Origin of the sequence: Niallia sp. Sow4_A1, assembly GCF_052116745.1 — a bacterium.
Lineage (GTDB): Bacteria > Bacillota > Bacilli > Bacillales > Cytobacillaceae > Niallia > Niallia hominis.
In genome coordinates, this window is the sequence record NZ_JBQKKM010000034.1 from 45,490 (window position 1) to 57,773 (window position 12,284).

Genomic DNA, 12,284 nt, shown 5'->3' on the forward strand with positions numbered 1-12,284 from the left:
TCTTCCACTTTTCAAAACGAATGTAGAGAATGTCTAGAACAATTGGAATGCTAAAAAGATTAGCTGGGAGCATGGCGGTGAAGATGGGTTGGAGCTCCGTGCGATAATTATTCCAGTCCACCGCCGTTGTGAAGATAACTAGGTTTTATTGATTATGTTTAGTACTGCATAGCATGATGGTTTGGAAGTTTTTTACAACCAGACATTACTGGAGCTTGGATTTATTAATAATACAGCTGAGCGTAAAAAGCTTGTAACGAGCAGCTATCAGAATAAATTAGCAAAAGCAATTACAGATGGCATCGAAGAGTATTTTGAAAGATTTTAACTTTAATCAAGGATTAGCAGGAATGCTGATCCTTTTTTCTATGGATAGGCTTGTCATATTACATTTTATTTACTCTTTTTGTGAGTTGCTTGGGTTTGCCCATTCCTATGCTATAATGTTTTTCGAGGTGATTTAGATGGATGATTTACAAGTATGGTCGCAATGGGAGCGATTTATCGCTGCTTTTGAGCGGTTTAACTGGATGGATATTGGGATTGCCTTGCTAATCTTTCTTGTTTTTTTAGGGTTTAGAAAGCTATTTACGACCTATATTTTCAAGTTAGTATTAGGAATGGTAAAGAAATTACCAGTAGCTACGGTTTCCAAAATATTATTAGCGTTTGAAAAACCACTTCGTTGGTTCTGGGTCATTATCGGAACTTACTTGGCTTTAACTTATTTGCCATTTCCGATTACTACTTTCTACTTTGTGCAACAGATATATAAGTCCTTTATTATCGGGTTAATCGGCTGGGGAATCTTTCAGTATTTTTCCGATCAATCGAATCCTTTTGAACGACTGGTGTCACGAACAAAGCTAGATGCTGATAGCATGCTGATTCCTTTCTTAGGGAAGGTATTCCGAATGCTTGTCGTTATCTTTACTGCTGTTAGCATATTGGACATTTGGGATATTCAAATTGGTGCCTTCGTTGCTGGTCTCGGGGTTGCTGGTCTTGCCTTCTCCTTAGCAGCACAGGATACTGTTGCTAACTTCTTCGGTGGTGTTGTGATTATTACGGAAAAGCCATTTTCCAAGGGGGACTGGATTCAATCTCCTTCAGTGGAAGGAACAGTCGAGGATATCACATTCCGCAGTACGCAAATTCGCACATTTGCTGATTCGATTGTAACCGTTCCTAACTCAAAGCTTTCCAATGAAGCGATCACAAACTGGTCTAAAATGGCGAAGCGACAAATCAGCTATGAATTGGCGCTCTCCTATCGCACGCCAAATGAAAAATTACGGGTCGCTTTAAGAGAAATAGAAGAAATGCTTCATGCACACCAAGGTGTACATAAAGATGTCATCATGGTGCGATTCACGGAATTCCGAGATTACAGTTTAGGTGTCTTCATCTATTTCTTCTCGAAAACTACCGTTTGGTCAGAGTTTTTAGAAGTGAAGGAAGATACGAATTTACAAATATTAAATATTTTAGAGAAACACGGAATAGAAATCGCATTGCCTAGTCAGCAGATTTATTTGCCAGAGAAAGAGGAAGGGAAAAAGCTGATGGCTGGGGAATGATGGTTTTTCTTGAGGGATTGGTCTTAGGTGCTTTGATGCGCTTTGAGGCTGTCCCTTTTTCAATATTGAACTACAACTAATTTATTTTTAATTATTGCATCTCTCCTTTTGTTTCCATAGAATTTCTTACTTCTCCACATTCATTGCATCATACTTCTATTAAATTTAGCTATGACTGGTTTTGTATCTTGATATAACTTAGTATATTTTTCTCTATACCATGCTGGCGATATATTTACAAATACGGATATCGCTTATAGTAATAAAACAATATGGAGGATATTAAATGGCTATACAAAAAGACCATATAATCAGTGTATACGGACAGAATGTTACTTTTAGAAATGCGTATTCAAATCACCTACTTTTCAGGTAATAAAGATGAACTAAAAATGGAATACTCTGTTTTTGAAGACTCCACAAAAGATACTTTCATAGAAAAAATGACTTATGTCTTTATTCCTTCCGTAGCAGATGATTCTTTAAATTCGTTGAAACAAGGTTATGAAAACTTAAAAAACCAGAAAAGAATTTGAAGGAGCAATTGATGTAATGGAAGAAGGACAAACTTCTCATAAATAGTACAGACTTTCAACTACAAATAAAGGTAGACACACTACAATATAGTGTGTTAAGGAAAAGGTATAGGATCGCCATTTTTGCATTTGGAAAGACGCTCAATAGTCATCCCTTTGTTATCTTTAGTGTAATTATAGGTTGCTCCACACTCACAGAAGCCACTATATCGATTGCTATTATGACCTGAATCAATTTCTATATATACTTTTCTTTTTTTACAACAGAGACAATCTAAAATCAAAAAGTTCAACTCCTATATATTATTTATTCTGACTATATAATAAAATAATAAATTTGTGTATTTTTTACAATTTAGTACTATTGTATAGAGATTAAATACGGGGGAATATAATTTACATCCCCTAATTATTGCTATTTTAATAACCTATGGGTACTATTATATAAAAAAGAAGCCACTTTACGGTATTTATTTAAATCATACAGATTATTGGTATTAAGGAGGAATGTAGTAGGTAAAAACCTCACTACTAAAAATATATGAAAACTGACCAAGAATCTATAAGAATTGCAATGAAAGCATTAAAACGTTTAAAATGCCCAGAATTGAAGAGAGGCGAGGGCAATAATAAATTTATTAAATTCCAATCTAGTACTTACTTTAGAACGCCTGACCTTGTATCAGGTCCAAATAATGGGGATAAATTAGATTTTTATATTGATGTTCATTCTCCGAACGGTTCAATGTTTGATGTAAATAGTGCAGCTTACTTATCCCCTATTGCAGATAATATTGAAAATATGGTCAATGTACTGAAGGAAAATCCACATGGTACAATAGATAGAGTTTTTTTATCACCATATAAACAGTCCTATATTACTGAATGGGAAAATCCACTGAAAAAAAAGTCTAAAAGATACGGTACTGATAGGAATACACACTTATTTGGATTGGTTGGGATAGTTGATGGAAGGAAAGGTGGTGAGGATATTCTTAAGTCAGCAACTGACTTTGCAACTTTATCGGACACCGTTTTTGAAAAGTTACAGAGATACTACGCTAACGATTCTGTTAATCTAGAGCTTTTGAAAGAGGAGAAGAGAATACTTTTTAGTGAAACAGGGAATTTAATAAGAGTACAGTATGAAACTGATGAGCACTTCGCATTTTACTTAATTTTAGGATGTGGAGAATTAAAGAATTTAGGCTTGTTGCTAGTAAATTCAAAAGTATTTAAGTTGAAAGAATACAAATACCATCCAACTGTAATATGGCTTAAAAGGCTTTATAATCGCCCATACGATATCAAACTTCCATAAGTTTTTTCTATGTTTGAATCTAGATTCATTTATAGTAACATTAGATTTAAGAATAACAAAAAAACAAGGTTTAAAATAGTCGCTATAAGTGGCTATTTATTTTGCTTATTAAAAGGATACTATTATGTGAAAATCTCATTAAAGCACAATTAAAATAGCAACCTTCATGATAGCGCCATTTTCCAGAAATGAAGGTTGTTCATTTGCTCTTTTTCAAGGGTAAAGAATAAGAATAAAATTATTATTTCCCGAATTAAAAGGGCAATTAATAATTGTTGATTTTGATGAAGTTTATACTACAAAAATTGATTTATTTTTCTCACACTTGAGTACTATCTTTTTACTTTCTTATTAAACATCTAATATATTTAAAACGCGATACCCCTTTCCCCCTTTTTAATTTCCCTTTTCTATAATTATCACACCTTACTCCGAATAGAAGATTGTGATTTTTCTCAACAAGCGATATCAGTGAGTAAATAGATGTATTTATCCATGTAGCCTTTCGAACCATTCCTACTATTTTTACTATAAGCTGTTTGTGAAAAGCGATATATGTTATTGGATCATTTCTCACCCGAGTTGGATTATATATGCATTGTTCACTCTCCGATTTCGCTACTCATTCCATTTAATTTAGTTATCCACCACTATACTATTGTATATTTGTTGTTTTTCCCTGAAACTGTCCTTTCCATATGTACACTTCTAAGAGTTTGTCTTTTTATGGTGCCTGTCACCGGTATTTCGAAACATTATATTCTAAACGGCAAAAAGGGCATGGGCGAAGTGCATGTAAGAATGGTGTCGGCGAGCCTGTGCGGGGAGATTATCAAGCTAGGTTGTTTCAGTTGCAGAAATTAGATTGAGTTTTGAAGTAGGAGTGAGCTAATGTTCACTTCTTTTTTTAATAAGCGAGTAGTAAATTGATGTATTATTCCATGTTGTATTTCGGGCTTTTCCTACTATTTTTCTAATAAGTGGTTAGAATAACTGTTATCAAGGGTAAAGTGGACTTGTCATTATCGAGGAGTGTTTCTACATGGAAAACGAGAAATTTGTTAAAGGCTTCACGATTGGATTAGGCATCAGTATTCCATTATGGACTTCTTTCTTTGGATGGATAAAGATTCTGTTACATGTGTTGGGGAAATAAGGATTGAGTGGTGAATGGAAGAAAATAACGGATGACTGGGAGAAGTGTCTTTTGTTTTGTTTTGCATTCATTTGCTCGCGTTTTTTGGATATGAACAATCGTTTTTCTGTTTCCTACAAGATAAACACTTTCAACCTAAGTTGGTGTATACGACGGATAACCCTTATTGTCTTCATTCAGTGTCCTTCTCATATGTACAATTCATGAAATTTGTCTTTTTGTGGTGCCTGTTACCGAAAAATGTCACCGAAAAAAGCTTAATAAATATTTCATATTTGCTAAACATATCGTTCATAATACTTTTATAAAATAAAGGTATAGGGTATATGCGTATTATACTAACGAAATGAGGTGCTTTAAAATGTTGGGAAAATGGATTAATTCTATCATCGAAAAACCTTTAATAAGTGCCGAAGATAATTTAGAGTATGAACATTTGCTAGAAATGGAATTTGAAGATAGTGACATAGAGATAATTAATATAGTATAGGGCGCCTTTTTAGGTGCCTTTTGTTTTGCTCTATAAAGGGATATTTATTTAATGGAAGTCTGCCTTTTCTTATCTATAGAATGTATCGGAAATAAAGTATAACATCCATTAATTTAACAGATAATACCTTCAAGTTGAGGAGGTGTAAGAATGGCATGGAATGGGGCAAAAAAAATAATCTGGTTTTTACTAGCAAGTACGCTTTTATCCAGTTTATTTAGTGGATTTATGATTTATTTATGTACGATGATAAATAAGGATGTATCCTTTTTAAGAAGAAAATTAAGTAATTCAGGTGACAATACAATAAGATTTCAAAAGTATCGGCAACCATAGGAAGTCTTGTTAGCTATTCATTCTATTCATCAGTCGGAATAATATTTCCTATCAAAACACCCCTAAATAGTTAGGCACCCCCCACCTACTTTTCTTTATCGGCGGGGGATTGCCCTTTCATCCAAGTACAAGCTTAATTAATTCTACAAGTATTTCTACCTAACAATTTATTGATGCCACACTTTTGTGTAAGTCCAGTGATTAGTAAAGGAAGGGAGATTAGGCCAAATAGCTTCCAATACCCTGGTAAAAAATAAAATAGTGATAACAGGGCAATTCCTAATATGATGCGAAAACCTCTATCAAATCCTCCGACATTTTTCATTGTTAATTCCTCCTTTCAAGATATTTCTATCTTAGCAGGAGGAGGAGCATGAACTCCGTAACTAAGTTACATAACGAATAAAAGCAGAAAAATTTTTTAGCATGTCGTTATTCTACTAATTCTTCTAAGCCTGCTCGGTCTAAAATCATGATTTTTCCTCGCGTCAATGCGATATATTGATCTTTTTCTAGTTGTTTTAGTGTGCGACTAATTACTTCGCGAACTGATCCTAGTTCGATTGCTAATGTATCATGAGTTGTTTTGATAACATTTCCTTCCGCTTGTTCTAACAAATATTCTACTACTCGGCTGCGAATGGATTTGAAATTAATGTTATCGAGTAATTTAGAAAGGGTGAGGATTCTTCCGCAAATCGATTGAAAGATAAATTGGCGGAAGCTCTTATATGTATCAAACCACTCCCGAAAGATTGGTGTTGGAATGAAAAGCGCGAGGCTGTGGGTTTCCACACTAGCAGATGCTTCATATTCTGTTCCCCCTAAAATGCTCGAGCTCATTAAAGGACAACACTCTCCATCACTTATTCGGTATAGCGTTATTTCGCGCCCACTTTCACTTACTTTGTACATTCTCACCCTTCCATCTAAAATAAAAACAGCATAATCTAGAATAATTCCTTCTGGTATCGTTTGAGCTGGTTCCAGTTTCTTTACATCAATTCCAGCTTTGCGCCATTCTTCTTCTGGCAAATCAGCTAAATCAGGGAAAATAGAAACAATCTTTGGTAAATGGTCCTGTACATTATTACTCATCGATTCTTCTCCTTTCACCTTCTTCTTATTTATTTCATAGGATAGGATTTATTTGTTAATTCTATATTATAGCATTCGTTATATCTTTTCCTATTTTTCAAATCAAAACAAATCAGGCTTTAAACATGACAACATGCTGTCAACTTTCCTATGTTATTTTTAGTAAGTGAAGCAGATGGTGGAATCCTCATTCCATCATCTAACAACATTATTAGGAGGATCCTTTACATGAATTTTAAAGAAGCAGTAGAACGCTCTCTTCAAATTAGACAGGCTTATCATCAATTAGAAAAACAATACCATGGTTCAGAGTGGTCTGTTGCGGAAGATGCACTTGCTTTTCTTACAGATGCTGCATTGGTTGGGCGATTATCAATGGCGCAGCAAGAGAGATGGCCAACTGGTGATGATCCAGAGGCAGAGCTTACGCATAAAATTGGCGAATCCATCTGGTGGCTCATTATTTTAGCGGAAAGAATGGGGATTGATAGTAACGAAGCATTGGAACAGTTTTTAGCACGTAAGGAAAAACAATTTTTTTAAGTAAATAAGCATTCTCGACAGGCCAAAGCCATGTTAACTAGGCGTTGAACATGGCTTCCCTTTTCTTTTACTTTTTCTTCTCTTTTGGTAAAAATAGCACTTCAAAATCTTCTAAGCTCTCGATTCCATCTGCTTCCATCTTCTCGCCCACTGCTGCTACCAATAGCCTTATTCCTTCTTCAACAGTCGCTTGCTCGCTTGGCTGCAAATTATCTAATACCGCACCCATTATTTGCTGAATCGGCTTTGGTGAGGTTTCTTCGATTATTTTTACCATTTCTTCTGTTAACATAATCTGAACAGATCGCTTGTCTTGTGGATTCGGTTTCTTGATAAGAATCCCTTTTTCCGTTAGTCTTTCTACAATATCTGAAACCGTACTCTGTGTCATGCGAAGGTTTTGGGTTAGCTCCTTGACACTAATTTTTTTATTAATAAAGACCTCTAGAATGACGCGTACTTGCGGGGCAGTCATTCCATGTTCTTCTGCATGTCTCTGGAGACTCTTCATGATAAAACGATTCAAGAAATCGATGGATTCCCAAATATACGTGGCCCTATCTAGCATTTGTTAACTCCTTTCTTCAAAAGTTATGATGAAGAAAAACTCTTAAAGCCAAACTGCGAGTCTTTCTTGGCTTAGGTAAAATTTAAGACGCTTCTTCAAACTGACTATTATAAAGCTCTGCATAGAAACCATTATTCTCCATTAGTTCCTTATGTGTTCCTGCTTCAATAATATCTCCTTCTTTCATTACGAGAATTAAGTCAGCATTTTTTATCGTTGACAATCTATGGGCAATAACGAAAGAAGTTTTTCCTTCTGTCAGCATATCCATTGCTTGTTGAATCAGCAATTCTGTGCGTGTATCTACAGAGCTAGTCGCTTCATCTAAAATGAGCAATGGTGCCATTTTTACCATCGCACGGGCAATGGTGATAAGCTGCTTTTGCCCTGCCGATAAGCTCGTCTTGTCATCTAAAATTGTATCATACCCGTTTGGCAATGTTTGAATAAAGTGATGCAAGCCAACTGATTTGCAAGCTGCTTCTACTTCTTCATCAGATACGTCTTCTCTGGAATAAACAATATTATCACGGATAGAGCCTTCAAATATCCATGTATCCTGAAGAACCATGCAGAACAGGTCATGAAGAGATTCTCGTGTTATTTGGTTAGTCGGGACACCATCAATCATAATTTCTCCGCCATTCACTTCATAAAAACGCATAAGCAAGTTGATTAATGTTGTTTTTCCAGCACCAGTTGGTCCAACGATTGCTACTTTCTGACCAGCATTTACTTTTACGGAAAAATCCTTGATAACTGCTTTATCTTCACTGTAGCCAAAGTGTACATGCTTAAATTCCACATCGCCTTTGACATTTTGCAGTTTTTCTTTCTTTTCGTCTTCTTTTACAAGCTCTTTCTCTGCTAGGAATTCAAAAACACGACCACTTGCCGCTGCTGTTTGCTGTAGATTTGTCGCTGCTTGCGCAATTTGCTGCAGGGGCTGTGTAAATAAGCGAATGTACAGCATAAAGGCAACGATGACTCCAAATGAAATATGGCCATTAACAGCAAGCACAGCACCAACAATACATACAACGACATAGCCAAAGTTTCCGATAAACATCATTAATGGCATCATTAACCCTGACATAAATTGTGATTTCCACGCACTTTCAAATAGGCGTGAATTAATGGCAGAGAAAGCATCCTTTGCTTGTTGCTCTCCATTATATGCCTTCACAACATTATGACCGGAATAGATTTCTTCGATATGGCCATTTAGTTTTCCAAGTTCTTGTTGCTGTTGGGCGAAGTATTTCTGTGATTTCGAAATGATCATACCCATAGACGCAAAGCCGATAAATGTAGATAAAATAGCGGCAATAGCCATAATCCAATTTGTATAGAACATCATGATTAACGAACCGATGAACATCGTAATAGCCGTAATTAAGCTACTAACACTCTGGTTCATTGTCTGTCCAACCATATCGACATCATTTGTTACACGGCTAAGGACATCCCCTGTTGTTGTATTATCAAAATAGCTTAAAGGCAATCGATTAATTTTTCCCGAAATATCTCTTCTTAATTGCTTGGAAATCCTTTGAGTGACGGTAGCCATAATAAAACCTTGAACATAGTTGAAAATATAGCCTAAACCATAAAGGAATACGAGAAAAATAGCGACATCATAGACAGCATCCAGGTTAATTTCTCCCATTAATCCTTCTGTAATATAATCCGTCATTTTGCTAAGCTGGTCAGGACCAATAATGCTAAAGATAGAGGCTGTCATCGCAAGAATTAAAGCAAGTAGAATGATTGGAAAATACGCCTTACAGTAAACCGCTAGTTCCTTCAAGCTAGAAAATTTCATGCCTTTTGCATTTGGAGGAATCGATTTTGTTGATTGATTTTTCGTTTCTTTAACATCCTTTTTCTTAGCCAATTTCGAGCTCCTCCTTTGATAATTGTGATAAGGCAATTTCTTGATAAACATCGCAAGTAACCATCAGCTCATCATGTGTCCCTATTCCGACTACTTCTCCTTTATCTAATACAAGAATTCGGTCTGCATCCTTAATGGTTCCAATGCGCTGTGCAACAATAATGTTTGTAGCATCGTTTATTTCCTCTTTAAGCTTGGAGCGGAGGACACGGTCTGTTTTATAGTCCAATGCGGAAAAAGAATCGTCAAATAAATAGATTTCTGGATCTTTGTAAATAGCACGGGCAATCGATAATCGCTGTTTCTGACCACCAGAAAGATTGGTTCCACCTTGCGAAATAGTTCCCTCATATTGCTGATCCATTTTTTCGATAAAATCCTTCCCTTGGGCAATTTCTACGGCTCGTTTTACTTTATCTTCTGATTGCTTAATCTCCCCACCGAAAGCAATATTGGATGTAACCGAACCACTGAACATAACAGCTTTTTGAGATACATAGCCTATTTTATCTCGCAAAGCTTCCAACTTATAATTTTTCACATTTTGACCATCCACTAAAATTTCCCCGTCTGTAGCATCCATAAAGCGTGGAATCAGGTTGAGAAGGGTACTTTTTCCACTACCAGTTGAACCAATAATGGCTACTGTCTCTCCCTTGGATGCAGTGAAGCTAATATCTCGGAGAATGTAATCACTCGCACCAGGATATTTAAAGCTTACATGGCGGAATTCGATTTCCCCTTTGCTGTCCCCTTCTGTCTTCGTGCCACTCTTTATTTTCACATCTGTATCGAGCACTTCGTTGATTCTTCTTACAGAAACAGCCGCACGAGGAAGCATGACGAATGCAACAGAAACCATCATAAAGGCCATGATGATTTGCATGGCATAGGAAGAGAATACAACCATATCAGAGAATAAAGGCAATCTATCTGCCATAGGAGCATTGTTGATGATCACCGCTCCAATCCAATAGATAGCAAGACTCATTCCAGACATAATAAGGGTAATCGTTGGCATCATAACAGCCATTGTTCTTGTTGTAAAAAGATTCGTATCTGTCAGTTCCTTATTCGCTTTCTCAAACTTATCCTCGTGGTAACGAGTTGCATTATACGCATGAACCACACGGATTCCTGATAAATTCTCTCTTGTTACCATATTAAGATTATCCGTTAACTTCTGGATTACTTTGAATTTAGGCAGGGCCACAAAAACTAGGATGGCAATTAATACTAATAATATAGCAATCGCTACACCTGTAGCAGCAGTCCATTCCCAGCTTTTTCCCATAATCTTAAAAATGCCCCAAACAGCAATAATCGGAGCCTTTATCACAATCTGCAAGCTTAGGATAATTAGAATTTGCACTTGCATAATATCATTGGTAGAACGAGTAATTAAGCTCGCTGTCGAAAAACTAGACAGTTCTTCCATGGAAAAAGATAAAGTTTTATCAAACACTTTTTTACGCAGTCGATTAGAAAAACCAGCAGCAACCTTTGCCGCAAAAAATACAGTTATAATCGAAGCGGCCATACTTCCCACTGCACAAAGCATCATAAAGGCACCTTGTTTGAGAACATCACTTAACTCACTACCTTCTGTCTGTACAAGTCTAGTGATTTCCGCCATATAATCTGGAAGTTTTAAATCAAGCCATACCTGCCCAAAGATAAAAATAAGGGCAAATGTGATAAACATCCAGTCACTTTTTTGAAAATTTTTCAAGATTTTTAACATGGAATCTATTCCTCCTCCTGCAGCAAAACACATTTATTTTTTCGCTGTAAATCCTCTCTGCTATTCTGGACCCTATTTACAAATAATTATCAAACAAAAATTAATCGAATAAGATGTATCGCATCCGATATATCGTATGCGATTATATTAATGATTTTATCGCTAAATGTCAAACGAAAATAATTCCATCTCGTGGGTAAAGAAAAAAACAGCTCCAACGTTGGGAGCTGTTTTTCCTTTATTTTATGATTTCTTTTAACATACTCTTAAAGCTATTGTACACATATGTCCAAATTGCCGGATCCGTTCGGTACGTTTTTTGTAATTGCCTATAAAATTCCTTTTGCTTTTCCGCAAATGCTGGGTCCTCTTTCGCTGGAAGCTTAGCTCGACCTTCTGTCACCATCTCTTGTACCTCTGGCGCCCTTGGTCCCCACTTGCCGACTAGCTCCCCTTGTTCATTTAAAACAAGGACCATCGGAATAGCTCTGCCGCCGTTTGTTAAATGTCTATCAATTAAATCCGTGTCCGCGTCTCTAAGTGCCACATGCATCTGAAGATCAGCCGCTTCCACTAATTTGCGAAGAATCGGATTAATCACCATTGCATCTCCACACCAATCCTCTGTTATGGTTAAAAAGTGGAGGTTGTGTTGCTTTAATTCTGCTGCAAAGCCATCTTCAGGCAATGTAAAGTTTTGATGCACCTCATAGCTTTCCTCTTTTAATGTACTCATGTTGTCCATATACGCTTGGATGGTAGAACCTTCTTCGAAATACTGTTGCTCTGTCTTCATTTATATACCTCTCCTTTTTATGTATGCCTTGTCTATTATTTTACTATTTAACTGTTTTTCATTCTATTTTTCAGATTTGGGATAAATTTCTTTTTTTGATAGATGATTACTCAACTTTCGCAGAGTGATATCGGCAAATAAGCCTTGATATAATTAGGAAGGCCAGCGATCCACTGTTCAAGTTGACTTTGAATTATTTTTTTGATTTTCTTATTCGTT

11 protein-coding genes are annotated in these 12,284 nt (G+C 36.1%); 5 read left to right on the forward strand and 6 right to left on the reverse strand.

Translation table 11 applies throughout. From position 1 onward, the window contains the following. Positions 1 to 181: 181 nt before the first annotated feature. The 4 genes from ACTQ5K_RS17470 (at position 182) to ACTQ5K_RS17485 (ending at position 5,419) form a co-directional block, all read left to right on the forward strand. Complete coding sequence (locus ACTQ5K_RS17470; protein ID WP_441994141.1) at positions 182 to 328, forward strand: N-acetylmuramoyl-L-alanine amidase; 147 nt, start codon at positions 182 to 184, stop codon at positions 326 to 328. Between the two features lie 136 nt (positions 329 to 464). Continuing rightward, positions 465 to 1,580 (forward strand): mechanosensitive ion channel family protein, encoded by a 1,116-nt coding sequence (locus ACTQ5K_RS17475; protein WP_441994142.1) that lies wholly within the window; start codon positions 465 to 467, stop codon positions 1,578 to 1,580. A 1,110-nt stretch (positions 1,581 to 2,690) separates the two neighbouring features. Then, positions 2,691 to 3,437, forward strand: a complete 747-nt coding sequence (locus ACTQ5K_RS17480) for a hypothetical protein (protein ID WP_441994143.1) — start codon at positions 2,691 to 2,693, stop codon at positions 3,435 to 3,437. Between the two features lie 1,796 nt (positions 3,438 to 5,233). Continuing rightward, positions 5,234 to 5,419, forward strand: a complete 186-nt coding sequence (locus ACTQ5K_RS17485) for a hypothetical protein (protein ID WP_251629192.1) — start codon at positions 5,234 to 5,236, stop codon at positions 5,417 to 5,419. 133 nt (positions 5,420 to 5,552) lie between these two features. Here the strand turns inward: ACTQ5K_RS17485 and ACTQ5K_RS17490 are convergent, their stop codons facing one another. Together ACTQ5K_RS17490 and ACTQ5K_RS17495 are read right to left on the reverse strand one after the other, a co-directional pair. Beyond that, positions 5,553 to 5,744, reverse strand: coding sequence for a YgaP family membrane protein (locus ACTQ5K_RS17490; RefSeq protein ID WP_031536171.1), 192 nt, complete (start codon positions 5,742 to 5,744; stop codon positions 5,553 to 5,555). A 107-nt stretch (positions 5,745 to 5,851) separates the two neighbouring features. Beyond that, positions 5,852 to 6,517 (reverse strand): Crp/Fnr family transcriptional regulator, encoded by a 666-nt coding sequence (locus ACTQ5K_RS17495; RefSeq protein ID WP_031536170.1) that lies wholly within the window; start codon positions 6,515 to 6,517, stop codon positions 5,852 to 5,854. Positions 6,518 to 6,745: 228 nt separating this feature from the next. Here ACTQ5K_RS17495 and ACTQ5K_RS17500 point away from each other — a divergent pair, with 228 nt between their 5' ends. Further along, entirely contained in the window at positions 6,746 to 7,060 is a 315-nt protein-coding gene (locus tag ACTQ5K_RS17500) for a hypothetical protein (RefSeq protein ID WP_031536169.1), read from the forward strand. A 67-nt stretch (positions 7,061 to 7,127) separates the two neighbouring features. On the opposite strand, the gene ACTQ5K_RS17505 is transcribed toward ACTQ5K_RS17500, so the two are convergent. From ACTQ5K_RS17505 to ACTQ5K_RS17520, 4 genes are all read right to left on the reverse strand, one after another. After that, positions 7,128 to 7,628 (reverse strand): MarR family winged helix-turn-helix transcriptional regulator, encoded by a 501-nt coding sequence (locus tag ACTQ5K_RS17505; RefSeq protein WP_251629187.1) that lies wholly within the window; start codon positions 7,626 to 7,628, stop codon positions 7,128 to 7,130. An 82-nt stretch (positions 7,629 to 7,710) separates the two neighbouring features. Beyond that, positions 7,711 to 9,474 carry an ABC transporter ATP-binding protein gene (locus ACTQ5K_RS17510; RefSeq protein WP_441994146.1) on the reverse strand — a complete coding sequence of 588 codons (1,764 nt, stop codon included), beginning with the start codon at positions 9,472 to 9,474 and terminating at the stop codon, positions 7,711 to 7,713. A 43-nt stretch (positions 9,475 to 9,517) separates the two neighbouring features. Next, positions 9,518 to 11,269, reverse strand: a complete 1,752-nt coding sequence (locus tag ACTQ5K_RS17515) for an ABC transporter ATP-binding protein (protein WP_235252463.1) — start codon at positions 11,267 to 11,269, stop codon at positions 9,518 to 9,520. A 238-nt stretch (positions 11,270 to 11,507) separates the two neighbouring features. Further along, positions 11,508 to 12,065 carry a thioredoxin family protein gene (locus ACTQ5K_RS17520; protein WP_441994144.1) on the reverse strand — a complete coding sequence of 186 codons (558 nt, stop codon included), beginning with the start codon at positions 12,063 to 12,065 and terminating at the stop codon, positions 11,508 to 11,510. Positions 12,066 to 12,284 lie beyond the last annotated feature (219 nt).